This window comes from Streptomyces cinereoruber, assembly GCF_009299385.1.
GTDB classification, from domain to species: Bacteria; Actinomycetota; Actinomycetes; order Streptomycetales; family Streptomycetaceae; genus Streptomyces; species Streptomyces bikiniensis.
This window is the reverse complement of sequence record NZ_CP023693.1, coordinates 5590365-5615489: the sequence shown is the minus strand read 5'-3', so window position 1 is coordinate 5615489 and position 25125 is coordinate 5590365. Positions and strand designations below refer to the sequence as shown.

Here is a 25125-nt window from a genome sequence, read left to right as displayed (position 1 = left end):
GTCAGAGTTCTACCCCGCCGGCGGCCAGATCGACCTTGAGCTGCTCCGTTTCCTGGGGGGAGAGTTCCACGAGCGGCAGTCGGAGCGGGCCGGCCGGGAGGCCCTGGAGGGCGAGGGCGGCCTTGGTGGTCATGACGCCCTGGGTGCGGAACATGCCGGTGTAGACCGGGAGCAGCTTCTGGTGGATCTCGGTGGCCTTCTGGACCTCGCCGCCCAGGTGGGCGTCGAGGAGGGCGCGGAGGTCCGGGGTGACGACGTGGCCCACGACGGAGACGAAGCCGCAGGCGCCCACGGAGAGCAGCGGCAGGTTGAGCATGTCGTCGCCGGAGTACCAGGCGAGGCCGGAGCGGGCGATGGCCCAGCTGGCGCGGCCGAGGTCGCCCTTGGCGTCCTTGTTGGCGACGATGCGCGGGTGCTCGGCGAGGCGGACGATCGTCTCGGTGTCGATCGGGACGCCGCTGCGGCCGGGGATGTCGTAGAGCATGACCGGGAGGCCGGTGGCGTCGGCGATGGCCGAGAAGTGCCGGTACAGGCCCTCCTGCGGGGGCTTGTTGTAGTACGGCGTGACGGCGAGGAGGCCGTGGGCGCCGTCGCGCTCGGCCGTGCGGGCGAGCGCGATGGAGTGGTGGGTGTCGTTGGTGCCGATGCCGGCGACGACGTGGGCGCGGTCGCCGACGGCCTCCAGGACCGCTCGTACCAGCTCCGATTTCTCCGCGTCGCTGGTGGTGGGGGACTCGCCGGTGGTCCCGTTGATGACGAGACCGTCGTTGCCCGCGTCCACCAGGTGGGTGGCGAGCCGCTGGGCGCCGTCGAGGTCGAGTGCGCCGTCCGCCGTGAAGGGCGTGACCATGGCGGTGAGGACCCGCCCGAAGGGGGTCTGCGGAGTGGAGATCGGAGCCATGGGTAACACGCTACTCGCTGCTCAGCGCCGGGTGTCCCCCTGGGGGACGGGAGAAAGGGAGCCCGGCGCTGCCTGCTCGGGGGTTCAGACAGCGCCGGGTCCGTTTGATCAGCCTAGATGAACTTCGTGAAACGTCGCAATACGGACACTTCGCGTCACGGGTCGGACATGTGTGCCCTACGGGGCCACACGCCCGTTCTTGTTGAAGGCGGCATGGGTCAGCGGCATCAGCCGGGCCCAGTGCTCCTCCATCTTCTCCCCGACCATCTCGATCTCCCGCTGCGGGAAGGACGGGACGGTGGCCAGTTCGTGCTGGGTGCGCAGGCCCAGGAAGTGCATGAGCGAGCGCGCGTTGCAGGTGGCGTACATCGAGGAGAAGAGGCCGACCGGGAGGACCGAACGGGCGACCTCGCGGGCGACGCCGGCGGCCAGCATCTCCTGGTACGTCTCGTACGCCTGGCGGTACGAGTCCTCCATCGTGCGGGTGACCAGGTCGTGCTGCTCCCGGGTCCCCTCGACGAAGACGTACTTGCCGGGGCGGCCCTCCTGGACGAGCTTGCGGGAGGCGTCGGGGACGTAGAAGACCGGCTGGAGCTCCCTGTAGCGGCCCGACTCCTCGTTGTACGACCAGCCCACGCGGTGCCGCATGAACTCGCGGAACACGAAGATGGGGGCGCTGATGAAGAAGGTCATCGAGTTGTGCTCGAACGGGCTGCCGTGGCGGTCGCGCATCAAGAAGTTGATGAGGCCCTTCGAGCGCTCCGGGTCCTTCTGGAGCTCTTCGAGGGACTGCTCGCCCGCCGTGGAGACCCGGGCGGCCCACAGGACGTCGGAGTCGGCCGCCGCGCTCTTGACCAGGTCGACGGTGACGTCGCTCCGGAAGTCGATCTTCACGTTCTCGGTGGGGCTGTCGCTCACCAGCGGTCCTTCCAGTCGGGGTGCAGCCGCCCACTTTAACGAGGGGCCGAGGGAGGATCCTCCGTAGGGCGGACCCCCTCCTACCGGAGGACTGCATTCGGCCGGTTTGGTGAAATCCTTGGCGAAAACGGGCACCGAAAGACCGGTTCTGTCGTCTGTACCTGTGAAGCACGACGACACCTGAGGAGAGTGGACCTGATGCTGCGCCGGCGAGAGCCCGTACCGTTCGCGTTCGTCGCGGAGGCCGACAACTTTCGCAGTAACGTCACTCCACCGCCCCGGGAGCGCCTCAGCGCCTCGCAGCTCGTGGGCCGCACCCTGCTCGGGCTGACCGTCGTGGCCGGCCTCGTCGGGTCGCTGGTCCTCGGGATGCCCTCGCTCCAGTCGGGTGACTCGGCCACTCGTCAGCAGCAGTCCGAGGCCTCCGACAACCGCTGAGGTAGCCTCACCGGGCATCGCCCCTTCGAGCGTGCTTGTGAGTGAGGATCTGTCGTGCCCCTGCCCTTTCTGACGGCCGACCGTGCTTTTGACGCGAACGACCAGGTCGCCCTGCCGTTCGACGACCACGACCAGTGGCGTCGTCCGTACCGGCCGGGGTCCTGGCGGGTCGGGGCGGCGGCGCTCTCGCTGCTGCTCGCCTCCTTCGTCCTCCTCGCCGCGGTGATCATCGCCGCGGCGGGTTCCGTCGGCGGCGCGTCCGCCACCTTCGGCATCGCGGGGGTCGTCATCGCGGCCACCCTGCGGGCGCTGCGGATGGGCACCTGGGTGAGCCGGGCCGGCGTGCGGCGCGTGGGCTTCCTGTCGACCGTCACCGTGCCGTGGGCCAAGGTGACGTCCGTACGGACCGTCCAGCAGCCGGTGCGCTGGCTGGGGCTCCCCCGCACCGTCCAGGGACAGGCCCTGGTGCTCGGCCGGCAGGGCGGTGAGCAGCTGGTGCTGCTCACCGACCACAGCGCCGACTTCCTCTCCCGGGTCGAGGCCTTCGACCGGGCGGCCGACACGGTCGAGGCCTGGAACGCCGAGTACGGCACGGCCCCGGTCGCCGCTACGCGCTGACCGGGCGCCCCTCGTGGAGCGCGATGGCCCGCTGCATCGCCTTGCGGGCCCTGGGGGTGTCGCGGGCGTCGTGATAGGCGACCGCGAGCCGGAACCAGCAGCGCCAGTCCTCGGGCGAGTCCTCCGTCTCGGCCTTGCGCCGGGCGAAGACCTCGTCGGCCGAGTCCCGGTCGATCCGGCCGCCCGCCGTGCGCTTCAGCTCGTCGACGGGCAGGCCGCCCTCCGCCTCCAGCTCGGCGGCGAGGCGGTTCGCCCGGCGCGCGAAGCGGGTGTTCTTCCAGAGGAACCAGCCGCCGACCAGCGGCAGCAGGAACGCCACCGCGCCCATGCCCATGGCGGCCGGTTCGCCCGTGAGGAGCAGCAGGACGCCCTCCATCGCCACCACGCCGAAGACGAGCACGAGCACGGTGGAGAGGAAGACGTACGTGATCTTTCCGCCCATGGCCGTCAGCCCAGGTCCAGGAAGTGCTCCAGGCCGAAGGTGAGGCCGGGGGCGGCGGTCACGCGACGGGCGCCGAGCAGGATGCCCGGCATGAAGCTGGAGTGGTGCAGGGAGTCGTGCCGGACGGTGAGGGTCTCGCCCTCGCCGCCGAGCAGCACCTCCTGGTGGGCGAGGAGGCCGCGCAGGCGCACGGCGTGCACCGGGACGCCGTCGACGTCGGCGCCGCGCGCGCCGTCCAGGGCCGTGGCCGTGGCGTCGGGCTGCGGGGCGCAGCCCGCCTTCGACCGGGCCTCGGCGATCAGCTGGGCGGTGCGGGTGGCGGTGCCCGAGGGGGCGTCCACCTTGTTGGGGTGGTGCAGCTCGACGACCTCGACCGACTCGAAGTACGGGGCCGCGATCTGGGCGAACTTCATGGTGAGGACCGCGCCGATGGAGAAGTTCGGGGCGATGAGGACGCCGGTCTCCGGCGAGGCGTCGAGCCAGGTCCGCAGCCGCGCGAGGCGTTCCTCGGTCCAGCCGGTGGTGCCGACGACCGCGTGGACGCCGTGGCTCAGGCAGAACTCGAGGTTCTCCATCACCGAGTCGGGCGTGGTCAGTTCGACCACGACCTGGGCGTCCGCCTCGACGAGCTTCGACAGCTCGTCGCCGCGGCCGAGGGCCGCGACCAGTTCCATGTCCTCGGCGGCCTCGACGGCCCGGACCGCTTCGGAGCCGATGCGGCCCCGTGCTCCGAGGACCGCCACGCGCAGCTTGCTCATTGCTCTTCCTTAAGGGGGACTCGTGGGTCAGGAGACCGCTCGCCGGAGGCGGTCGGCCTGCTTGTCCTTCAGCGGGCCGATCACCGCGAGCGAGGGCCGCTGCTCCAGTACATCGCGGGCGACCTCCCGGACCTCGTCCGGGGTGACGGCGGCTATCCGGGCCAGCATGTCGTCGACCGACATCTGGCTGCCCCAGCACAGCTCGCTCTTGCCGATGCGGTTCATCAGCGCGCCGGTGTCCTCCAGGCCGAGCACGGTCGATCCGGAGAGCTGGCCGACGGCGCGGCGGATCTCCTCGTCCGTGAGGCCGTCGGAGGCGACCTTGGCGAGCTCGTCCCGGCAGATCTTCAGGACGTCGTGGACCTGGCCGGGCCGACAGCCCGCGTACACCCCGAAGAGGCCGCAGTCGGCGAAGCCCGAGGTGTACGAGTACACGCTGTAGGCCAGGCCGCGCTTCTCGCGGACCTCCTGGAAGAGGCGGGAGGACATGCCGCCGCCGAGGGCGGTGTTCAGCACGCCGAGGGCCCAGCGGCGTTCGTCGGTGCGGGCCAGGCCCGGCATGCCGAGGACCACGTGGGCCTGCTCGGTCTTGCGGTTCAGGAGCTCGACGCGGCCCGCGGCGCGCAGGGCGCGGCGGCCGTCGCGGGGGGCGACGGGGACGGCGTCGGTGTGCCCGAGGGCGCCGGCCTTCTCGAAGGCGCGGCGGACCTGGCGCACCACCGTGGCGTGGTCGACGTTGCCGGCGGCGGCGACGACCAGGTGGGTGGGGTCGTAGTGCTTCTTGTAGAAGCGGGCGATCTGGCTCCGGGTGAGCGCCTCGACGGTGTCGACGGTGCCGAGGACCGGGCGGCCCAGGGGGGTGTCGCCGAACATCGTCTGCGCGAACAGCTCGTGCACGACGTCGCCGGGGTCGTCCTCGGTCATCGCGATCTCCTCGAGGATGACGCCGCGTTCGGCGTCCACGTCCTCGTCGAGGATGAGCGAGCCGGTGAGCATGTCGCAGACGACGTCGATCGCGAGCGGCAGGTCGGTGTCGAGGACCCGGGCGTAGTAGCAGGTGTACTCCTTCGCCGTGAAGGCGTTCATCTCGCCGCCGACCGCGTCGATCGCGGCGGAGATGTCGAGGGCGGACCGCTTGCGGGTGCCCTTGAAGAGGAGGTGCTCCAGGTAGTGCGTGGCGCCGTTGAGCGCCGGGGTCTCGTCGCGGGAGCCGACGTGCGCCCAGATGCCGAAGGTGGCGGAGCGCACGGAGGGAAGGGTCTCGGTGACGATGCGGAGGCCGCCGGGGAGGGTCGTGCGGCGGACCGTGCCGATGCCGTCCTTGCCCGGGAGAAGCGTTTGGGTACGGGCGACGGCCCGCCCCTCCGAAGAGGGGCGGGCCGTCGCGCGGGGACTACGGGACGTCACTTGGCGGCGTCGTCCTTCTCGCCCTCGGCGTCCTCGTCCGCGATCACGGGGATCAGGGAGAGCTTGCCGCGCTGGTCGATCTCGGCGATCTCGACCTGGACCTTGGAGCCGATCGCGAGCACGTCCTCGACGTTCTCCACGCGCTTGCCGCCGGCGAGCTTGCGGATCTGCGAGATGTGCAGCAGGCCGTCCTTGCCCGGGAGCAGGGAGACGAAGGCGCCGAAGGTGGTGGTCTTGACGACCGTGCCCAGGTAGCGCTCGCCGACCTCCGGCATGGTCGGGTTGGCGATGCCGTTGATCGTGGCGCGGGCGGCCTCGGCGGCCGGGCCGTCGGCGGCACCGATGTAGATGGTGCCGTCGTCCTCGATCGTGATCTCGGCGCCGGTGTCCTCCTGGATCTGGTTGATCATCTTGCCCTTGGGGCCGATGACCTCGCCGATCTTGTCCACGGGGATCTTGACGGTGATGATCCGCGGGGCGTTGGGGGACATCTCGTCCGGGGTGTCGATCGCTTCCATCATCACGTCGAGGATGTGGAGGCGGGCGTCGCGGGCCTGCTTGAGGGCCGCGGCCAGGACGGAGGCCGGGATGCCGTCCAGCTTGGTGTCGAGCTGGAGGGCGGTGACGAAGTCCTTCGTACCGGCGACCTTGAAGTCCATGTCGCCGAAGGCGTCCTCCGCACCGAGGATGTCGGTGAGGGCGACGTAGTGCGTCTGGCCGTCGATCTCCTCGGAGATCAGGCCCATGGCGATGCCGGCGACGGGGGCCTTGAGGGGCACACCGGCGTTCAGCAGCGACATGGTGGAGGCGCAGACCGAGCCCATGGACGTCGAACCGTTGGAGCCGAGGGCCTCGGACACCTGGCGGATCGCGTAGGGGAACTCCTCGCGGGTCGGGAGGACCGGCACGAGGGCGCGCTCGGCGAGGGCGCCGTGGCCGATCTCGCGGCGCTTGGGCGAGCCCACGCGGCCGGTCTCGCCGACGGAGTACGGCGGGAAGTTGTAGTTGTGCATGTAGCGCTTGCGGGTCACCGGGGAGAGGGTGTCCAGCTGCTGCTCCATGCGGAGCATGTTGAGGGTGGTGACGCCCAGGATCTGGGTCTCGCCGCGCTCGAACAGGGCGGAGCCGTGCACGCGCGGGATGGCCTCGACCTCGGCGGCGAGCGTACGGATGTCCGTGATGCCGCGGCCGTCGATGCGGACCTTGTCCTTGATGATGCGCTCGCGGACCAGCTTCTTGGTCAGCGCGCGGTAGGCGCCCGAGATCTCCTTCTCGCGGCCCTCGAAGGCCGGGAGGAGCTTCTCGGCGGCGAGCTCCTTGATGCGGTCGAGCTCGGCCTCGCGCTCCTGCTTGCCGGCGATGGTGAGCGCCTGGGCGAGCTCGCCCTTGACGGCGGCGGAGAGCGCCTCCAGGACGTCGTCCTGGTAGTCGAGGAAGACCGGGAACTCGCCGGTGGGCTTGGCGGCCTTGGCGGCGAGGTCCGACTGGGCCTTGCAGAGGACCTTGATGAAGGGCTTCGCGGCCTCGAGACCGGCGGCGACGACCTCCTCGGTCGGCGCCTCGGCGCCGCCCTTGACCAGCTGGATGGTCTTCTCGGTGGCCTCGGCCTCGACCATCATGATCGCGACGTCGCCGTCCTCCAGGACGCGGCCGGCGACGACCATGTCGAAGACGGCGTCCTCGAGCTCGGTGTGCGTCGGGAACGCGACCCACTGGCCCTTGATCAGGGCGACGCGGGTGCCGCCGATCGGGCCGGAGAAGGGCAGGCCGGCCAGCTGCGTGGAGCAGGAGGCGGCGTTGATGGCGACCACGTCGTACAGGTGGTCGGGGTTGAGCGCCATGATCGTCTCGACGATCTGGATCTCGTTGCGCAGGCCCTTCTTGAAGGAGGGGCGCAGCGGGCGGTCGATCAGGCGACAGGTGAGGACGGCGTCCTCGGAGGGGCGGCCCTCCCGGCGGAAGAAGGAGCCGGGGATCTTGCCGGCCGCGTACATCCGCTCCTCGACGTCCACCGTCAGGGGGAAGAAGTCGAGCTGGTCCTTGGGGCGCTTCGAGGCGGTGGTCGCCGAGAGGACCATCGTGTCGTCGTCCAGGTAGGCGACGGCGGAGCCGGCGGCCTGCTTGGCGAGGCGGCCGGTCTCGAAGCGGATGGTGCGGGTGCCGAAGGCTCCGTTGTCGATGACGGCCTCGGCGTAGTGGGTCTCGTTCTCCACTATGGGGTTCTCCTACGTGTTCGTCTTTGCGTCCGGGGCCCGTGTGGCCGGGGACGGTGTGCGACGGCGGCGGAGAAGCTCGCACTCGGAGGGCGGGCCGGTCTTCGATCGAAGCACCCGGGGATTCGGTTCCGGGGGCCACTACCGAGGACCGGCGGCTGGCCGGCGGCTTCTCGCTCGTCGTTGTTATGGGGTTGTAGCTACCAGACTAAATGTCCGGGTGCACTTCGCGCACGTACGGCAGCGCGTGCGACGGCCCGTGCGGCCGTGTGTGCGACGCGTACGGGCGCGTGTACGGCAACGCGTGTACGGCAAAGGGAGCGGCCCCCTGAACGTGGGAACCGCTCCCTTCACGGCGTCTTACTTGGCGCCGCCGGCCGCACCGCGGCGGATGCCGAGGCGGTCGACCAGCGTACGGAAGCGCTGGATGTCCTTCTTGGCCAGGTACTGCAGCAGGCGGCGGCGCTGGCCGACCAGGATCAGCAGACCACGACGGGAGTGGTGGTCGTGCTTGTGCTGCTTGAGGTGCTCGGTCAGGTCCGAGATGCGACGGGACAGCATCGCGACCTGGACCTCGGGGGAGCCGGTGTCGCCCTCCTTGGTGCCGAACTCGGCCATGATCTGCTTCTTGACGGCGGCGTCGAGAGCCACGCGGATCTCCTCTTGGTTCACGCGCCCGCGAGTGCCCCTGGTCTTGGTCTCAGGGGAAGCTTCCGTGACTCGGCGGGCGAAGGTCCGATGGGCGCAGCTTCCAGAGGCTTCGGGGGCTTCCGGGAGCGCGTACACAAACGGCCGTCACACAGCGTACCAGGGCTCGGGACGTCGCCGTCCGGCGGCCGGGCTCGGGAGGTCCCGTACGCCCGGGCCGGGGCGCCGTCGACCGGTTCCGGGCGTCAGGACGTCATCGCCCGGACGGAATGGTAGACGTCGAAGACCGCCAGGCAGAGCGGCAGCAGGGTGAGCAGGACGAAGGTCTCGGCGATCTCCAGGAAGCGGCCCCAGAAGGGGGTGACGCCCTTGCGCGGGACGATCAGGCCGATGGCGGTGATCAGCGCGGCGACGCCCGCGACGGCGGCGGAGAGCCAGATCGTACGGATGTCCAGACCCGTGCCGTCGCCCTTGAGGGCCTCCTGGATCAGCTCCAGGGGCGGGTTGAGGCAGAGGCCGAGGCCGAGGAGCACCAGGGCGCCGAGGCCGGCACCGAGGGCGCAGCCGACCTGCGCGGTGTAGCGGAAGAGGTGGGCGCGCATCAGCATGGCGACGCCGGTGGCGAGCGCCAGGAGCTGGCCCCAGACGTTCTCGGAGAAGCCGAGGACGGCCGCGGAGGCGACGGCGACGAGGGCGCAGCCGCCGACGAGGCCGACCAGGAGCTCGTGGCCGCGGCGGGCCTGCGCGGCGATGCGGGCGGCGTCCACCGGGCCCTGGGGCTCGGCCTCGGTGCCGTAGCCGCCGACGGCGGTCCTGGGTGGGTCGAAGCCGATGGGGAGCCGGGCGAAGCGGGTGGAGAGTCCGGGCAGGAAGGCGAGGGCGCCGACGGCGAGGGGTGCGCAGACGGCGGCGGTCTCGGACGGCGTCAGGCCGGTCAGGATGGCCGTGAAGACGACGAGGAGGCCGATGGCCGAGGCGAGGACGAACGCGACGAACGGGCCGTCGCCGCTCGGGGAGACGATCGTCAGGATCACGGCGAAGACGAGGACGGCCGCACAGGCGAGGAGGAACTGGAGCCTGCCTATGCCCTGGCCCGCCGCCAGGGGCAGCAGTCCGGAGCCGGCGACGGCGGCGTTCGCCAGGGCGCCGACGCCGAGGGCGACGGCGGAGCCGCGGTCGTCGTAGACCCGGGAGCGGACGGCGGCGAGCGCGAGGAGCAGTACGCCGGTGACGGCGGCGAGGATGCCCGGCAGGCCGTGCATGTCGTGCCGGGGGTCGGCCGTCCACAGGACGAAGGCGAGCAGGACGAGGAGGACCGAGCCCCCGAAGAGTCCGGCGCCGCGCATCAGCGCGTCGGACCAGAGCGCGCGGTCGCGCGCCACGGCGGAGGCCACGGCGTCCGAGACGTCGTCGAAGACGGCGGGCGGCAGGGACTCGGCGAAGGGGCGCAGCGAGAGCAGTTCGCCGTCGAGGATGCGCTGGGCGGCGAGCGAGCGGCCGCCGTCGAGGACGGTGCCGTCGCGGCGCACCAGGTGGTAGCCGACCGGGGCGCCCGGTGCCGGGGTCTGGCCGGACAGGCGCAGGACCTCCGGGTAGAGGTCCGCGACCGCGACGTCCTCGGGCAGGGCGACGTCGACGCGGCCGTCGGGCGCGACGACGGTGACCCGGCAGAAGCCGGTGCCGCCGTGGAACACGGCGGCGGGGGCCGACTGGCCCGGTCCGCTGGCCATGGCTGGGGCCGTCATACTCACCTGCTGCTTCCCCTCGTGGTGATACTGGCCGGCAGGCCTGACGCCGTGCTCCGGGCGTCGTGGAGGCCCGGTGCGGTGCGCTCTGGACGATGCGCTCCGTATGACCCTTTTTTGCGATAGCTCATGGGAGCGCAAAGATTTCGGGCCACCCTACCGCCCGCCCGCGACTCCGCACCAAAGTAAGATCCGTCCCCGCGGATGGATCTCGTCGCCACGGGGGCGCCCAGAGGAACTTTCCGTCCGGCAACGGAAATTGGTGAGCTGTGAGTCAGATCGTCGTCAAGCGCCCACCACGGGCCCTGCCGTCCGAAGTGCCGAGTGAGCAGGTGCAGTTGCAATCACCTCCGGAGCTGCCCAGGGGGCAGCAGGAGGGCGCCCTGATGCAGCTCCTGCCGATGCTCGGCATGGGCGGTTCGGTGGTCTTCTTCTTCATGACTCCGAATCCGATCATGCGGATCATGGGCATGATCATGATCGCGTCGACGGTCGCCATGGCGATCGCGATGCTGGTCCGCTACCGGCGCGGGACGCAGGGTCAGCTCGCCGACCTGAGGCGCGACTACCTGAAGTACCTGACGCAGACGCGGCGGGCGGTCCTGAGGACCGCCCGCCTCCAGCGTGACGCGCAGTTCTACCTGCATCCGTCGCCCGAGCAGCTGTGGGCGCTGGTCGCCGAGGGCAGCCGGGTCTGGGAGCGGCGCATCGGCGACGACGACTTCGCGCAGGTCCGCGTCGGGCTCGGCAGCCAGCAGCTCGCGACTCCGCTCATCGCCCCCGAGACCGCCCCCGTGGACGAGCTGGAGCCGCTGACCGCCGGTGCGATGCGGCAGTTCCTCACCGCGCACGGCACCCTGGACGGCCTGCCCATGGCGGTGTCGCTCCGCGCCTTCTACCACCTCACCGTGAGCGGGGACGGCGAGTCCGCGCGCTCCACCGCGCGCGCCATGGTCGGTTCGCTCGCGGCGCTGCACTCCCCCGAGGACCTGGTCGTCGCGGTCGCCGCCGACGCCGGGGCGGCGCCCTCATGGGAGTGGGCGAAGTGGCTGCCGCACGTGCAGGCCTCGGGTCCCGGGGACGGCGCGGGCAGCCGGCGCCTGATCACCACGGACGCGCGCGAACTGGAGGACATGCTCGGCGCCCGGCTCGAAGGGCGCCCCCGCTTCCAGGGCGCGGCCCACCCCCTGCTCGACCACCCGCACCTCGTCGTCGTCCTCGACGGGCAGTCGGTGCCGCAGGCCTCGGCGCTCGCGTCCCCCGAGGGCATCCAGGGCGTGACGATCATCGAGGTCGTCCAGGGCCGGAACCACGGGCCCCGCGGCGACCTGTCCGTGATCGTGGAGGGCGACTCGCTGCGCCTGGAGTCCGGCCACGGGCACGTGTACGACGGGACGCCCGACCGGCTGGGCCCGGACGCCGCCGAGGCGCTGGCCCGCCAGCTCGCCCCGCTGCGGGTCGCGTCCGGTGCGGACGACGACGAACCGCTGCTCGCCAACCTGGACTTCACCGATCTGCTGAACCTCGGCGACGCGGCGTCGGTCGACGTCGCCCGCACCTGGCGCCCGCGGTCCCGCTCGGAGCGGCTGCGGGTGCCGATCGGCGTCGGCGAGGACGGCGTCCCGGTGATGCTCGACCTGAAGGAGGCGGCCCAGGAGGGCATGGGCCCGCACGGCCTGTGCGTGGGCGCGACCGGTTCCGGCAAGTCGGAGCTGCTGCGCACGCTCGTCCTCGGTCTGGCGGTGACGCACTCCTCGGAGACGCTGAACTTCGTCCTCGCGGACTTCAAGGGCGGCGCCACCTTCGCCGGCATGTCGCAGATGCCGCACGTCGCCGCCGTGATCACCAACCTGGCGGACGACCTCACGCTGGTGGACCGCATGGGCGACTCCATCCGGGGCGAGCTGAACCGGCGCCAGGAGATGCTGCGCGACGCGGGCAACTACGCCAACATCCACGACTACGAGAAGGCCCGAGCGGCGGGCGCGCCGCTCCAGCCGATCCCGTCGCTCGTCCTCGTCATCGACGAGTTCAGCGAGCTGCTCACGGCCATGCCGGACTTCATCGAGATGTTCGTGCAGATCGGCCGCATCGGGCGTTCGCTCGGCGTGCACCTGCTGCTGGCCTCGCAGCGCCTGGAAGAGGGCCGGCTGCGCGGATTGGAGACGTACCTCTCGTACCGGATCGGTCTGCGGACCTTCTCGGCGGCCGAGTCCCGCGCGGCCATCGGCGTGCCCGACGCCTACACGCTGCCGAACGTGCCCGGTTCCGGGTACCTCAAGTACGGCACCGACGAGATGGTCCGCTTCAAGGCGGCGTACGTCTCCGGGGTGTACCGCACGAACCAGCACGCCGCCGTGCCGGGCGGGCCGCTGCCGGTGGACCGCCGGCCGGCCCTGTTCACCGCGGCGCACGTCCCGGTCCACCACGTCGAGCCGGCCGCCCGGGAGCGGGTCCCGGAGGCCCGGAGGCCGGAGGACGACGCCCTGGCCGACTCGGTGCTCGACGTGATCGTGCGCCGGCTCGAAGGGCGCGGCGTCGAGGCGCACCAGGTGTGGCTGCCGCCGCTCGACAACCCGCCGCCGCTCGACGCGGTCCTGCCCGGTCTCGCGGGCGTGGAGGGCCGGGGCCTGACGCAGCCGGGGTACGAGGGGGCCGGCCGGCTCGTCGTACCCCTGGGCGTCGTGGACAAGCCGTACGAGCAGCGTCGCGACACGCTCTACCGGGACTTCTCCGGGGCCGCGGGCCACATGCAGATCATCGGCGGTCCGCAGTCCGGCAAGTCGACGCTGCTGCGGACGATCGTCTCCGCCTTCGCGCTGACCCACACCCCGCACGAAGTGCAGTTCTACGGACTGGACTTCGGCGGCGGCGGTCTGTCGTCGGTGGCGGGTCTGCCGCACGTCGGCGGGGTGGCGTCCCGGCTCGACCCCGAGCGGGTGCGCCGTACGGTGGCCGAGGTCTACGGGGTCATGTCCCGGCGCGAGGAGTACTTCCGCAGCGCGGGGATCGACTCCATCTCGACGTACCGCAGGCTCCGGGCCCGCGGCGACATCTCGGTGAAGGACCAGCCGTGGGGCGACGTCTTCCTCGTGATCGACGGCTGGGGCAACTTCCGCACCGAGTACGAGGGTCTGGAGGCCGCCGTCGTCGACGTCGCCGCGCGCGGGCTCGGTTACGGCATCCACGTGATCCTGACGGCCTCGCGCTCCATGGAGGTCCGCGCCAACCTCAAGGACCACCTGATGAACAGGCTGGAACTGCGGCTCGGCGACACGATGGACTCCGAGCTGGACCGCAAGATCGCCGCCAACGTGCCGACGGGGGTGCCCGGCCGGGGTCTCACGCCGGAGAAGCTGCACTTCATGGCGGCCGTGCCGCGCATCGACGGCATCAACTCCGACAGCGACCTGTCCGAGGCGACGGCCGCGATGACGCAGGAGGTCACGCGCCACTGGACGGCGCCCGGCGCGCCGGAGGTGCGGCTGCTGCCGCGCGAGCTGGACGTGCGCGAACTGCCCGCCGGAGACGCGGAGCCGGGGCGCGGCGTGGCGTTCGCCATCGACGAGAACGGCCTGGAGCCGGTCTTCGTGGACTTCGACCGCGATCCGTTCTTCCTGGTCTTCGGCGAGAGCGAGTCGGGCAAGTCGAACCTGCTGCGGCTGCTCATCAAGCAGATCTCGGAGCGGTACGACGGGAGCGCGGCGAAGTTCTTCGTGATCGACAACCGGCGGGCGCTGCTCGACGTCGCCCCGGCGAGCCATCTCGCGGAGTACGTGCCCATGTCGAACAACATGGAGCACCACGTGGACGCGCTCGCCGACCTGATGCGGCGGCGGTCGCCGTCGGCGGACGTCACGGCGCAGCAGCTGCGGGAGCGCAGCTGGTGGCAGGGGCCGTCCCTCTTCGTGGTCGTGGACGACTACGACCTGGTGTCCACGTCCAGCGGCAACCCGCTGTCGAAGCTGACGGAGCTGCTGCCGTTCGCGCGGGACGTGGGCGTCCGCTTCATCATCGCGCGCAGCGCGGCCGGTGCGAGCCGGGCGGCGTACGAGTCCTTCATGCAGCGGATGATGGAGCTCGGCGCCCAGGGCGTCCTGCTCTCCGGCGACCCGCAGGAGGGCGACGTGCTCGGCGGCGTCCGCATGCGTCCGATGCCGGCGGGCCGTGGCGTCTACGTGTCGCGGCAGCGGGGGAACCCACTGGTGCAGACCGGACGCGTGCCGGAGGTGTGACGGTGCGGACACCCGCGTTCGCCCCTGGAGGCCCGGCCCCGCTGCTCGCACGGGTGCGCCCGGGGAGGCCCGACGCGCGTCTGCGGCGCGCCGCCGGGCCGGTGCCGGGACTGCTCGACGAATCCCCTCGTACGGAAGGCGGGGAAGGGGGGTGCGGACCGTGACCGGGAAGCGGACTGCGGTGGCGGGAACGGCCCGTGCCGTCATGGCCGGGGCGGTCTTCGGGTACGTGGAGGTCTTCACCAAGGGGATCGACCGGCTTCCCGAGAAGCCGTGCGGGGGTGCCGTGGACCGGGGGTTGGCGGCCGACGCGCTGCCTTCGGCGCGGAAGGCGGAGGAGCGCGGGAAGCTCACATCGCCGGACGACCTCTTCTTCTCCTGTTACGTGCGCACCGACGACTCGATCGTTTCCGGCGAGGTCCAGGCGGGGCGGGCCACGGAGGCCACGTGGCAGGAGGCTCACCGGTCCGACCGGGAGGACGGCGCCGTCCCGGTGTCGGCGGGTGAGGTGAAGGCCCTGGCGCTGCCCACCCGCGCCCGGGTGTACGTACCCTGCGCTCCCCGCCGGACGGAGGCGGGCGCGAAAGAAAGACGGTGCCTGACCGTCAGGGCCAGGACCATCGGCGAGACCCGGCTGCACGGTACCGCCCTGCGCCAGGTGGTGGCCGGCTTCGCCTGTCAGATGGCCCGGCACGCGTACGAGGCCGGGGAGTGCGGGGAGACGATCGCCTTCCCTGGAGAACTCCCCCGGTTAGGTTCGAACTAGCCCGAAACCACGAGGAGATGTGACATCCATGGCTTGGGACGAGTGGGAACAGCTGAAGGCCTCGGCGGCCGACAAGGACGCGGCACGGATGCAGCTGAACGGGCTGCCGCCCGAGGACAGGCCCAACGCGGGCAGTCCGTCCGGTGGGTTCCTGGCAACCGACCAGCAGGACCTCGCCGCGATCGGCAACGAGGCGTTCAAGCTGTACAACCGGCTGTGGAAGGAGGCGCGGGTCACCTCCACGGACTCGACCGCGTCCGACCTCTCCGTCCAGGGCTTCGCCCTCGGCGGCGCCCTCCAGCACGTGTCGATGCGCTGGGAGAAGCAGCTCGGTTCGGTGATGGACGCCTGCGCGCTCATCTCGAACCACATGGACTTCACGAACAACGCGCACGCGGGCGACGAGATCTTCATCGAGCGGCGCGTCTCCAGCATCCAGACGCTGGAAGCGGGCTTCGACGACGACTGGGAGGGGCGTGGTAAGCCCAATCCGGTCTACGCCGAGAAGAACGAGAAGACCGAGAAGGACTAGAGGAGACCCCGATGGATTTCGAAGCCCTTCACTCGGCGAACTTCAAACTGCTCGACGACACGGTCGCGGACTGGACGAGCATGCTCGGCAGGCTCCAGGCCCTGAAGCAGGACGCCCGCGACGGCCTCCAGGGAAAGGCGCGGAAGGCCAACTGGGCGGGTGACAACGCGGTGATCGGCCGCGAGTTCGTGGGCAAGACCGCCGGCGAGTTCGGTGACGCCCTCACCCAGGCGACGTCGATCCGCAACATCATGCGCGACACCCGGGACGAGCTGAAGACGCAGCAGCGTCTCCTGAAGGAGGCCGTCGAGCGCGGCCGGGGGAAGAACCTGACCGTCACCGCGAACGGCGGTGGGTTCATCGTCCGGGAGAACCCGGACAAGAAGGCCCCCGGCGGGCAGAGCGACGTGAACGGCCTCCGGGACGAACTCCAGGGGATCCTGAACAGGGCGACGGAGATCGACACCTCCGCCTCCACGTCCCTGAAGGCGCTGGTCGACCTCGCCGACCACGGTTTCTCCGACGCGGTGTACAAGGACCGCGACTCGGCGGCGAACGCCGTCAAGGAGGCCGAGAAGCTGGCGGCGCTCGCGAAGAAGAAGCCGGAGGACCTCACGCCGGCGGACTTCGACGCGCTCAACGCCGGGCTCGGGAAGTACTCGGGGGACCCGATCTTCGCCGAGCACTTCGCGAGCACCCTCGGCCCGAAGGGAACGCTCGAGTTCTGGACCGGGCTGAACGACCCCCGTCTCGCCTACAAGGTGGCCAGCGAGAGGTTCCAGCAGTACGACGACCTCCAGAAGAACCTGAGCCTCACGCTCGCCGCGGCGACCCAGGCGGACACCCCAGAGATGACGCGCTGGAAGCACGACATGGTCAACATGGCGGACCAGCCCCTTTCCAAGAGCGGCACCATGTTCGGGGCGCAGGTCATGAGCAACCTGATGCGCTGGGGAAACTTCGACGACCAGTTCCTGAAGGACTACGGGACGAAACTGATCGAAACCGAGAAGAAACTCTCCGAGAACGGCCGTCACGTCCCGCTGGCCTGGCAGCACATGGTCACCGACCCGCTCCTCAACCGGACCGGCACCGATTCCGGCTCGGACCCGATGACGGGTTTCCTCAGGGCACTTTCGAACAGCCCGGACGCCGCCACGGACTTCTTCAAGTCGGACTTCGTGACCAAGGACGAGGACCACGAGTTCAAGAAGAAGGTCAACGGCAAGGAGGAGAAGATCGGGCTGAGTAACTTCGATTACTTCTTCGAGGAGCGGGACTGGCCCAAGGACCAGGACGACAAGGGCAAGGAGAGCACCGAGGGCCGCAACAGCCTCGCGATGGCCTTGGAGGCGGCGACGACGGGGCATCCGGCGGGGGAGATGCGCACCGAGGACACTCTGCCGCACAACAAGGATCAGGCGGATCTCATGCAGAAGGTCGTCTCCTCGATCGGCAGTGATCCCGAGCGGCTGACCAAGCACATCCACATGGCGGACAGCATCGGCCAGATGACGTCCGAGTACCTGCCGGACATCAACCGGGCCATCTCCGACGACAAGGGCGGCAACAGCCACAAGCTCTTCCCCATCGTCGGCACGCCCGCGGAGTTTGAGCACGCGGATGTCACGCGTTTGCTGTTCAGCGTGGGCCAGGATCCCAAAGGCAACGCAGCCGTCGAAGTCGGTCAGGCCGCGTATCTGGGGAATCTCATGGATCACCACCTCAACCCGAACATCCCGCAAGACATGCGCTATCCGCAATCGCCGCAGGACACTGCTGAGATGATCTCACGGCGTTCTGCCGAGATCGGCGGAACGTTGGCGCTAGGCCGTCAGGAAGCGATTGTCGGCCCGGCGGCCAAGGAAGCCAAGGACTTCGCGGACTCGATCGCTCAGCAGAAGAACGCCTGGTCCGGGGCAGTCAGCACAGGTATCGGCGTAGGTGTCAGCTTCATTGCCACTCCTGTTGGTGGAGCGGTCGCCAGCGGTGTCGCCAGCACGGTCAGTTCCGTGGTGCTAGAACACATCTTCCAGCAGTCTGAAACAGATGTTTTGAAGGAAGCGGGTAAGGAATCATCAAGAGTCTGGGAACAAGCCAGGCAGGACAACATCGCAATGAGCCGCATCGCGGCTGAAGAAGCGGCAAAGTCCCATAACCTTCCCTATACGGATCAGGTAGCAACACGGACCCTTAAGGGAACTGACGACGGACTCTCCGACGCTTCGGACAACACAAGCCGCATGGCTGACGACCTCAATACCGAGATCCAGCCCGAATAATCCGCCACATCATTAACGCGGCAAATCAGTTTTCACCCATACACACTACTTCCCAGGAACCGAGACCAGAAGGCTAAGGAATGAAGCGCCCAAGAGCCCTGACAATCCTCGCGCTCATGATCACAGTCTCCGGATGCTCACAATCGGAAGAGCCGGAGCGAGCCTTCAAGGTGCCGGACTCCCTGTGCGGAACACCTGTCCCTCCTGATCTATTGTCCCCTCTCCTCCCGGCCGGAGGCGAGAAGCTCGAAATGAAGGCCGCACCCCGCGCTGCCGCCAGCGCTTCGAGCTGCCACCTCACGGTGGACGGCTCCGCCGTCCTGTCGTCCTTCTGGGAGTGGAGGATCGAAACAGACCTGGCCAAAGTGGCACGAAGCAACCCGTACGTGAACCTCGGTACCCATAAGGGCAAGGACGGCACATACGTTTACGCCGACAAAGGGGGCGTCAGTCACGTCACCTGCGAGCCGGTACAAGTCAGCTTGAAAGAAGGAGGGAAAATGTACGCCCGAATCATTGTTTCAGACAAAGGAAGACCAGACGCAGCAGCTTCAGAAAATCTGATCAGGAGCTATGCGAAGGCTCTGGAAAAACTGCCCGAGTGCGTTCAGAAGTGAGCATTTCCCACTTCTGTTTTCATTCGAAAAACGGAAACTGAGCGACCCGCTTCGACACACAGTGCCGCGAGCAGGCCGGGCGACCTGAATCAGACCAAAAGGGCTTCCATGGGCATTAAGCACAGAGGGTCCATCCTTTCGCTTTCGACCGCGGTTGTCGTCGCCGGTCTGGCCGTCGGCGCGGCATACGTGCTGGAGGTCCCTCCGTTCGCCGGGCGCGGAGTGATCGACTGCGAGAACGTCTGCGCCTCGGCCGGGGACCCCGGAAGGCGGCTCCAGCTACAACGCCTACTGCTTCGTGCGGGGCGACGGCGATCTGCTTCTCAGCACCCGGAGCCGGATGGTGCTCGCCGCCCCTTCGAAGGAATGGGTGACGGAAGCCCTGGGGGAAGAACGGACCGAGAGGTCCGAGGAGTTCGAGGCGGGCGCGTTGGGCGTCGTCGACCTCCCGGGCCTGAAGGCTGCCGTACTCACGCCCTGTTCGGCTCCGGGCACCGTGGTGGGCGGTAGCTACAGCATCAGCATCGTGGTGCACCTGCGGTCCCACGACGGAGCGAACGACGCGAAGGTGAAGCAGCGGTTGGTGGACCTGGTCGTGGAGGCGGCTCGATTCGCCCACCGGAACGCCAAATGCGATCTGCCGTCGGGCTTCCCGTCGAAAGCCCCCGGGTCGGTGCGGATTCGGGCTGACCGCCAGGTCACCACGGAACGCCCACCGCTCGACCCACCACTCGTGCCGCCGACCTCCGGGCGGCCCGACGATCGACCGGATCAGGAAGAACCCATGAAGTCGATGCGCACAGTTCCACGTCATCCGGCGCGTCTGTGGGGAGCTGCTGCCGGCGCCGTGCTCGCGCTGACGGTCTCGTGCTCGTCACCCGCGCGTGAGTACGCGGTGCCCACCGACCTCTGCGGCATCGAGGTCCCGGCCTCGGCGCTGGAGCCGGTCCTGCCGCCCGGCAAGGAGATCAGCGCCCACCCCACGGACCCGAAGGGCACGGGAATCGCGCGCTGCCGACTGCACGTCGACGGCGAGTCCGTGTTCTCGGCGAGCATCGAGCGGTGGGAGGAGGGCGCGTCCGCTCGGGACGTGGCCGGCCCGGCGCAGTCGGTCGGTCCCGGCGACGCGCAGAGTGAGGACGCCCGGTTCGTCTACTCGGCCACGGGCGCGGTCGGGAGGGTGGACTGCCGGGCCGCGGACGACGCGGGCGGGTCCGTGTGGGCGACGGTTCGCACGACGCGCGACGGGACGACCGCGGAGCAGATGAAGGACCTCATCACGGCGTACGCCGACTCCGCCGCCACATCGGGCGAGTGCAGCAAGGTTCTGACATAGGGCGGGCCACCGCGCCCCTTGCGAGGGCGCCAACCAGAAGGCGGAGCAGGAAGTACGCGAAAACCCTGGCCCTCCTCGTCGCCGGTATGGCGCTCTCGGCCTGCTCACAGCCTCACGAGGAGCAGCGGAAGTACGCCCTTCCCGACTCCCTGTGCGGGGTGGAGGTGGCACCCGATCTGCTGTCGCCGTTCCTGCCGCCCGGGGAGGAGCTCTCGGTGAAGGAAGACGTTCCCGACGGGGGAACCGAGACGTGTGAGCTTTTCATCGACGGGAAACCTGGCCTCTTCGTCAAGCCGATCTGGTGGAGGGAGGAGGACAGCATCGCCGAAGTAGCTTCCGTGCAGGCGATGGTGGGAACCGGATAGGTGAGCAGCGACCAGAAGTACCTTCACTCGGGAACCGGAGCCGTCGGCAGGCCTGCGGGATGCGTCGACTCCGACCACCCGCAGCAGAAGCTGTACACCGTCATCCAGGTGTTCGCCGTCGGCCGGGACGACAAGTCCACCATGAAGCAACTGATCACGGGCTACACCACGACGGTCGAGAAGTCGGCCGCCTGCCCCCATGACGTCGTCTCGTCCTCGCGGTGACGGGGCGGGCAGCAGAACGGGGTGGACGCCTCCCGCGCGCGTCCACCCCGTGTGCTGTTCGGTCGTGGCTTAGAAGAAGCCCGCGGCCCGCTTGTCGCCCGCCTGGTAGGCCGGGGAGGCCTGGCGGACCGCCTTGGCGATGCCCTGCAGGGCGGTGTGGATGGCGCGGGTCTCCTTGTCCCACTTGGCGTGCGCGCCGTCCGCGGCGGTCTTCGCCTCACCTTCCCAGGTGTTGGAGACCGAGCGGATCCTCGTCTGGATGTCCTCCAGCGCCTGGTCCAGTCGCTTCGCCTGCGCCTCGATGGTGTTCGCCGCGTCATCGAGTGAGGAGTACGTGACGAGCATGACGCCGTCGTTCTTGGACGACATGGTTCCTCCGGGTGTCGGTGGTGTGTACGGGGTGGCTGGTGCCGTGTCCGGCGCTCGGGTCAGAGACCGGCGATGTTCGACCTGGCCGCGCGCTCGGCCCCGGCGTCACCGGAGAAGCCCGCGGTCACGTCGACGCCGCGCAGGGCCGCCTCGACCTCGTCGTCGGTGTTGCTGGAGGTCGTCCGGGTGACCTGGATGGCCTCCTGGAAGTTGAGCATCAGCTTGGCGATGCGCACCATGCCCTGGTTGATCTCGTTCTGCTTGACGTCGAAGGCGCCGGCGCCGATGCCCTTCCAGCGGCCCTCGAGGCTGTCGATGACGCCCTGGAGGGACTGCAGCTGCCCCTTGACGTCCTCGAACTTGCGGGTGAGTTCGTCCTGGAAATCCTTGAGACTCTGATCGCCAACCTTCAGGACTGACATGTGTCCCTCTCCCTCTCTGGGTTTCTCGTTGAGGCCGCGTCCGCCCGGTTCACGCGCACGCGGTTCGGTCTGTTCGGTCTGCCCGGCCCGTACCGCCGGCCACGGGCACGGTCAGGTGGTGCGCCGTCGGCGCACGATCAGGAAGCCCGCTCCGGCGACCACGGCCACGGCCGCGACGGCGCCGATGACGAGCCCCGTGCCCCCGCCGCTCTCCGCGCTCCCGCCGGAGCCTGCCACAACGGTGCCGGAAGTCGCCTTGCCGTCGGGAGCTTGTGTCACATCTGATGCAGACGGAGCCGGGGAGCCGGTCGAGGACGGCGCGTTCGAAGGCGCCGACGCGCCCGCCGACGGGGTCGCCCCGGGCGCGCCGATGGTCTTCGTTCCGGTCAGGGGGTTGACGTTCGGGTCGCCCGGCTTGCCGAGGCCGCGGTTGATGTGGGCGTTGGGCCGCACGATCCCGTGGCCGAGGTAGGTGCTGACCGTGCCCGGCTCCCATTCCTCGCTGCGCGACGCGGACTCCATCATGACCCGGAGGACCTGGTTGGCGGTCCAGTCGGGGTGCACCGACCAGATGAGGGCGGCGGTGGCGGAGGCGATGGCGGTGGCGATACTGGTGCCCTTGCCCGTGCAGTAACTCTTGAATTCCTTGTCGCACCAGCCGGGGATGTCGCTGCCCGGTGCGGCGATGTCGATGTGGTCGCCGTGCTGCGAGTAGTCGGCCACGACGCCCTTCCGGTCGGTCGCCGCGACGGCGACCGCTTCGGGGTAGGCCGCCGGATACTGCGGCTTGTTGCCCTCCTTGGCGCTGTTTCCGGCTCCCGCGAAGACCAGCTTCCCCTTCTCATTCGCAAGTCGGAGAGCTTCCTGGGTGTAGATGTCGGAGTAGTCGCTGCCCCAGGAAATGTTGATGATCTGCGCGTCGCTGTTGACCGCGGCCTTGATCGACTGCTCCATGTCGAAGGCGTTGATGCCGCGTTCGTGCTGCCGCTCGGTGTCGCTCACCCGATAGGGGATCACCTTGGCATCCGGTGCCAGTCCCCTGATGCCGCCGTTCGCCCCGGACCCGACGATCAACTCGGCCATGGTCGTTCCGTGGCCCGTGTAATCGTCGGTCTCGTCGCCCTTCGTCCCGGTGGCGTCCCAGCCCTTGAGCACCTTTCCTTTGAGCGAGGGGGTGTTCGGGTTGACTCCGCTGTCGATGACGGCGACCTTGATGCCTTTGCCGGTCGCCTTCTTCCAGATGTCCTCGGCGCCCATGGCGTCCAGGTACCACTGCTGCGAACGCACGTCGGCGGCGGCTGCCGTCGGAGCGACCCCGACGAGAGCCGCCGTCAGCGCCGTTGCCGCCGTGGCGCCGAGCAGCGCTCGCCGAAGCCTGCCGCTCCCGATCATTCCTGCCGTCATCCTGACTTCCGAGCCTTCCGGGGTTAGCCGATCACCGGCGGTACGGTGCCGTGCCGCCGGTTCATCCAGGTCTCCTCGTCCTCCGTGAGGTAGTCGGGGCGCGAGGAGCCGTCGCGGTCCTGTTCGTCACGGTCCGGACGCCGGTCACCGCGCCCACCGCCGACGGGCGTGCCGGCGCCGCGGGGGCTTCCGACGACGCCATTGGTGCTGGGGGTGCCGCGGCCGGTGGGGCGTGCCGCTCCCTGGCCGGTGTTGGCACCCACCACTCCGGCCTGGCTGGGCCGTGCCGCGGCCGTACGGCCCGCTGCCGGGGCGTCGCCGCCGACGACGGTTCCCCTGGGGATCCGCGATCCGGCGCCCCCGGCGGAAGTCCGCTGCGGAGTACCGCCGACGATGGGGGTGGACCGCCCAGCGCCCGCGCCACGACCGGTGGCGGACTGTCCCGGGCCGCCGGCACGCCCGGTCTGGGACGACTGGCCGAAGGGCTGCGGGCCGGCCGCCCGTCCGACGGGGCCGCCGGAGCGTCCCGCCGCCGGAGAGCCGGTCGGACCGCTCGGCCGTCCCATGACGGAAGAGTTCGTCGGGCCACCGGAGCGCCCCACGGCCTGCGAGCCGCCCATCGGGCCGGCCGAACGGCCCACGGCCGGAGAACTGCCGGTCGGGCCGCCCGAACGGCCCACGGCGGGGGAGGCTCCCGGGCCGCCGGAGCGTCCCACGGCCTGCGAGCCGCCCGTCGGGCCGCTCGCACGCCCCACGGCGGGGGAAGTTCCCGGTCCGCCCGAACGACCCACGGCAGTACGGCCAGTGGTGGGCGGTACGCCGGGCATTCCGGTGGTCCGGGGTCCTGTCGTACGCGGCGAGGTGCCGAGCGCGATCGGCGGAGCCATCGTGGGGCCGGTCGGGTTCGGGGTGTTCGTGGGTGCGGTCGGCGTGGGCGCGGTGGTCGTGATCGTGGGCGCCGGAGGCGTGGCGACCGAGTCGATCCGGACCTTCGTGCCCGGCTGCTCCTCCCTGATCGGCTCGGAACCGTCGAGCATGTGTCCGGTACGGGGCGCCGTCTGGGTGGTGCGGTCCTCGCCGGCGCTGATGTGTCCGGGTGCTTCCCGGGACAGGCCGCCCTCGCGCGCCAGACCGCCGTCACGTGAGGCGCCAGGATCGTCGAAGCTCCCGATCCCGCCGGACGGCGGCGGGACCGCCGCCCTGTACGACTTCGGCGGCTTGGGCAGCTCCTGGGAACTCAGGATGTTCTTGGAGACCGCGTAGAACGAGGCCAGGCGGTGCATCTGGTTGATGGCCTCCTGGCGGTCCTTCTCGACCTGGAGGGCCTTCTGGTAGTCCTTGTTGTCCTGGGTGCGCTCCGGAAGCGTGAAGTCCTCGGGCTTCTTCTGGACCAGGCGGTTGTCGCGGGGCGGCCTGGCGTTGCGCACCGAGGCGAGGCCGGTGCTGGCCACCTTCATCTGGGCGCCGACCGCGTTGGCGACCTTGCCGATGCCCCAGGCGTAGGACACGACCTCGGAGCCGTAGCGCTGGAACTCGGTGGCGGCGGCGCCCTTCCAGTCGACGCTGTGGACGAAGACGTTCAGGTCCTTCGCGGCCTCGTTGAGGGCGGTCGTCGCCTTCTCCAGGGCCTCGCCGGCCTGTTCCAGGTCCGACGGGGTCGCGCTGTCGAGCAAGTCGAGCATCGCGTTGAGCCGCTGGCCCTCGAACGACGACTTGCCGAAGACGCTTCGATCCTGCGCCCCGGACGGGAAGACGTCGTTCACGAACTCCGCGAAGTTCGTGAACGCGTACACCCCGTGGATGTACAGCTCGTCATCGGCCTGCTGCTTTTCCTGAGGTGTCAGGCTCGGCTGCTTCTCTTCACTCATCGTTCGTCACCTCAGGTTCTCCTCGCCGCCCTTGACATCCTGCTGGGGCGGGGGCGGCTGGGCGGGCACACCGGCCGCCTTCTGCTGCTTCTCCTGCTCCTGCTCGATCGCGTCCCTGCGCTCGGTCTCCAGGTTCGTCCGGATCTCGTAGAAACGCCTGCGCTGGTCGTCCTCCACGTTGTTGTAGCCGACGTCGGCCGCGTGGACCCCGATCTGCAGCAGTTCGATCTGGCCGCCGAGGGACTTCGAGAGCGCCACGAGCGCCTTCTGCACCCGGTCGTACTCGTTGAAGAACTCGTCGGCCTCCGCGAAGGGGATCCCGACGCCGAGGGATTCGCGCGTCACCTGCCGCGCGCTCAGCCGGGCGGCGCCGCCGGGGCCGCTCGCCAGGTCCGTGATGATTCCGTCGACCCGGTCGCGGAACTTCTTCAGCGCGCCGACACCGCGCTCGAGGTCACTCGTCACCGTCGCCCCCGTCGTCCGTCGCCTCGTACACGACATTCCTCCCCGTTTACGCCTACTGCCCCATTGCGATCGTGACGGCTCGGCATTCATCGATCGCACGCATACCACTGTAATGACTGGGGCCGACACTCCCAAGTGACTTGCATCGCAG

Annotated in this window: 23 protein-coding genes; 10 read left to right on the top strand and 13 right to left on the bottom strand. The window is 69.8% G+C overall.

Translation table 11 applies throughout. From position 1 onward, the window contains the following. Position 1 precedes the first annotated feature (1 nt). A complete protein-coding gene (dapA, locus tag CP977_RS25460; RefSeq protein ID WP_109185568.1) occupies positions 2-901 on the bottom strand; it encodes a 4-hydroxy-tetrahydrodipicolinate synthase in 900 nt (299 codons plus the stop codon). A gap of 177 nt (positions 902-1078) precedes the next feature. Next, positions 1079-1819 (bottom strand): FAD-dependent thymidylate synthase, encoded by a 741-nt coding sequence (gene thyX, locus CP977_RS25455; protein ID WP_109185567.1) that lies wholly within the window; start codon positions 1817-1819, stop codon positions 1079-1081. A 198-nt stretch (positions 1820-2017) separates the two neighbouring features. Between thyX and CP977_RS25450 the strand changes: the two genes are divergently transcribed. Together CP977_RS25450 and CP977_RS25445 are read left to right on the top strand one after the other, a co-directional pair. Continuing rightward, positions 2018-2257, top strand: a complete 240-nt coding sequence (locus CP977_RS25450) for a hypothetical protein (RefSeq protein ID WP_104860384.1) — start codon at positions 2018-2020, stop codon at positions 2255-2257. A gap of 54 nt (positions 2258-2311) precedes the next feature. Continuing rightward, complete coding sequence (locus CP977_RS25445) at positions 2312-2875, top strand: hypothetical protein (protein ID WP_062751916.1); 564 nt, start codon at positions 2312-2314, stop codon at positions 2873-2875. Here the strand turns inward: CP977_RS25445 and CP977_RS25440 are convergent. The 6 genes from CP977_RS25440 to eccD all read right to left on the bottom strand — a co-directional run bounded on the left by CP977_RS25440 (position 2865) and on the right by eccD (position 10088). Beyond that, entirely contained in the window at positions 2865-3317 is a 453-nt protein-coding gene (locus CP977_RS25440; RefSeq protein ID WP_062751917.1) for a hypothetical protein, read from the bottom strand. The genes CP977_RS25445 and CP977_RS25440 overlap by 11 nt on opposite strands. A 5-nt stretch (positions 3318-3322) precedes the next feature. After that, a complete protein-coding gene (dapB, locus tag CP977_RS25435) occupies positions 3323-4075 on the bottom strand; it encodes a 4-hydroxy-tetrahydrodipicolinate reductase (RefSeq protein ID WP_152370863.1) in 753 nt (250 codons plus the stop codon). Positions 4076-4102: 27 nt separating this feature from the next. After that, entirely contained in the window at positions 4103-5482 is a 1380-nt protein-coding gene (locus tag CP977_RS25430; protein WP_062751919.1) for a M16 family metallopeptidase, read from the bottom strand. Next, positions 5479-7695, bottom strand: a complete 2217-nt coding sequence (locus CP977_RS25425) for a polyribonucleotide nucleotidyltransferase (RefSeq protein ID WP_062751920.1) — start codon at positions 7693-7695, stop codon at positions 5479-5481. The genes CP977_RS25430 and CP977_RS25425 overlap by 4 nt, the downstream gene beginning before the upstream one ends. 360 nt (positions 7696-8055) lie before the next feature. After that, a complete protein-coding gene (gene rpsO, locus CP977_RS25420) occupies positions 8056-8346 on the bottom strand; it encodes a 30S ribosomal protein S15 (RefSeq protein ID WP_015036567.1) in 291 nt (96 codons plus the stop codon). Positions 8347-8588: 242 nt separating this feature from the next. Next, entirely contained in the window at positions 8589-10088 is a 1500-nt protein-coding gene (eccD, locus tag CP977_RS25415; RefSeq protein ID WP_109185566.1) for a type VII secretion integral membrane protein EccD, read from the bottom strand. A 269-nt stretch (positions 10089-10357) separates the two neighbouring features. Between eccD and eccCa the strand changes: the two genes are divergently transcribed. From eccCa to CP977_RS25375, 8 genes are all read left to right on the top strand, one after another. Beyond that, positions 10358-14323: a type VII secretion protein EccCa gene (eccCa, locus tag CP977_RS25410; RefSeq protein ID WP_152370862.1), complete on the top strand. Its 3966-nt coding sequence runs from the start codon at positions 10358-10360 to the stop codon at positions 14321-14323. 160 nt (positions 14324-14483) lie between these two features. Next, positions 14484-15089: a hypothetical protein gene (locus CP977_RS25405; protein ID WP_152370861.1), complete on the top strand. Its 606-nt coding sequence runs from the start codon at positions 14484-14486 to the stop codon at positions 15087-15089. Positions 15090-15117: 28 nt separating this feature from the next. Next, on the top strand, positions 15118-15621 hold the full coding sequence (locus CP977_RS25400) for a hypothetical protein (protein ID WP_062751924.1): 504 nt from the start codon (positions 15118-15120) through the stop codon (positions 15619-15621). Between the two features lie 11 nt (positions 15622-15632). Continuing rightward, positions 15633-17903, top strand: a complete 2271-nt coding sequence (locus CP977_RS25395) for a DUF6571 family protein (protein WP_152370860.1) — start codon at positions 15633-15635, stop codon at positions 17901-17903. A 116-nt stretch (positions 17904-18019) separates the two neighbouring features. Further along, positions 18020-18520, top strand: a complete 501-nt coding sequence (locus CP977_RS25390) for a hypothetical protein (RefSeq protein ID WP_152370859.1) — start codon at positions 18020-18022, stop codon at positions 18518-18520. Between the two features lie 340 nt (positions 18521-18860). Then, entirely contained in the window at positions 18861-19856 is a 996-nt protein-coding gene (locus tag CP977_RS25385; protein ID WP_152370858.1) for a hypothetical protein, read from the top strand. An 86-nt stretch (positions 19857-19942) separates the two neighbouring features. Beyond that, the gene (locus tag CP977_RS25380) at positions 19943-20221 is read left to right on the top strand and encodes a hypothetical protein (RefSeq protein WP_152370857.1); all 279 of its coding nucleotides are present in this window, start codon (positions 19943-19945) and stop codon (positions 20219-20221) included. After that, positions 20222-20446, top strand: a complete 225-nt coding sequence (locus CP977_RS25375) for a hypothetical protein (RefSeq protein ID WP_152370856.1) — start codon at positions 20222-20224, stop codon at positions 20444-20446. A 69-nt stretch (positions 20447-20515) separates the two neighbouring features. Here the strand turns inward: CP977_RS25375 and CP977_RS25370 are convergent, their stop codons facing one another. The 5 genes from CP977_RS25370 to CP977_RS25355 all read right to left on the bottom strand — a co-directional run bounded on the left by CP977_RS25370 (position 20516) and on the right by CP977_RS25355 (position 24974). After that, positions 20516-20815 (bottom strand): WXG100 family type VII secretion target, encoded by a 300-nt coding sequence (locus CP977_RS25370; protein WP_030217781.1) that lies wholly within the window; start codon positions 20813-20815, stop codon positions 20516-20518. A gap of 59 nt (positions 20816-20874) precedes the next feature. Continuing rightward, positions 20875-21237: a WXG100 family type VII secretion target gene (locus tag CP977_RS25365; RefSeq protein ID WP_030217782.1), complete on the bottom strand. Its 363-nt coding sequence runs from the start codon at positions 21235-21237 to the stop codon at positions 20875-20877. A 111-nt stretch (positions 21238-21348) separates the two neighbouring features. After that, complete coding sequence (locus tag CP977_RS25360; RefSeq protein ID WP_152370855.1) at positions 21349-22641, bottom strand: S8 family serine peptidase; 1293 nt, start codon at positions 22639-22641, stop codon at positions 21349-21351. A 23-nt stretch (positions 22642-22664) separates the two neighbouring features. Next, positions 22665-24509, bottom strand: a complete 1845-nt coding sequence (locus tag CP977_RS34205; protein WP_167308890.1) for a mediator complex subunit 15 domain-containing protein — start codon at positions 24507-24509, stop codon at positions 22665-22667. A 6-nt stretch (positions 24510-24515) separates the two neighbouring features. Beyond that, positions 24516-24974, bottom strand: coding sequence for a hypothetical protein (locus tag CP977_RS25355; protein ID WP_183953267.1), 459 nt, complete (start codon positions 24972-24974; stop codon positions 24516-24518). Positions 24975-25125 lie beyond the last annotated feature (151 nt).

What these genes read in the sequence shown, in the direction of transcription:
- CP977_RS25365 (WP_030217782.1), bottom strand. Translation starts at nt 21,237, where the DNA reads ATGTCAGTCCTGAAGGTTGGCGATCAGAGTCTCAAGGATTTCCAGGAC.
- CP977_RS25400 (WP_062751924.1), top strand. Translation starts at nt 15,118, where the DNA reads ATGGCTTGGGACGAGTGGGAACAGCTGAAGGCCTCGGCGGCCGACAAG.
- CP977_RS25450 (WP_104860384.1), top strand. Translation starts at nt 2,018, where the DNA reads ATGCTGCGCCGGCGAGAGCCCGTACCGTTCGCGTTCGTCGCGGAGGCC.
- CP977_RS25395 (WP_152370860.1), top strand. Translation starts at nt 15,633, where the DNA reads ATGGATTTCGAAGCCCTTCACTCGGCGAACTTCAAACTGCTCGACGAC.
- CP977_RS25380 (WP_152370857.1), top strand. Translation starts at nt 19,943, where the DNA reads ATGGCGCTCTCGGCCTGCTCACAGCCTCACGAGGAGCAGCGGAAGTAC.
- CP977_RS34205 (WP_167308890.1), bottom strand. Translation starts at nt 24,509, where the DNA reads ATGAGTGAAGAGAAGCAGCCGAGCCTGACACCTCAGGAAAAGCAGCAG.
- CP977_RS25390 (WP_152370859.1), top strand. Translation starts at nt 18,020, where the DNA reads ATGATCACAGTCTCCGGATGCTCACAATCGGAAGAGCCGGAGCGAGCC.
- dapB (WP_152370863.1), bottom strand. Translation starts at nt 4,075, where the DNA reads ATGAGCAAGCTGCGCGTGGCGGTCCTCGGAGCACGGGGCCGCATCGGC.
- CP977_RS25440 (WP_062751917.1), bottom strand. Translation starts at nt 3,317, where the DNA reads ATGGGCGGAAAGATCACGTACGTCTTCCTCTCCACCGTGCTCGTGCTC.
- CP977_RS25370 (WP_030217781.1), bottom strand. Translation starts at nt 20,815, where the DNA reads ATGTCGTCCAAGAACGACGGCGTCATGCTCGTCACGTACTCCTCACTC.
- CP977_RS25360 (WP_152370855.1), bottom strand. Translation starts at nt 22,641, where the DNA reads ATGACGGCAGGAATGATCGGGAGCGGCAGGCTTCGGCGAGCGCTGCTC.
- CP977_RS25385 (WP_152370858.1), top strand. Translation starts at nt 18,861, where the DNA reads ATGGTGCTCGCCGCCCCTTCGAAGGAATGGGTGACGGAAGCCCTGGGG.
- dapA (WP_109185568.1), bottom strand. Translation starts at nt 901, where the DNA reads ATGGCTCCGATCTCCACTCCGCAGACCCCCTTCGGGCGGGTCCTCACC.
- eccD (WP_109185566.1), bottom strand. Translation starts at nt 10,088, where the DNA reads ATGACGGCCCCAGCCATGGCCAGCGGACCGGGCCAGTCGGCCCCCGCC.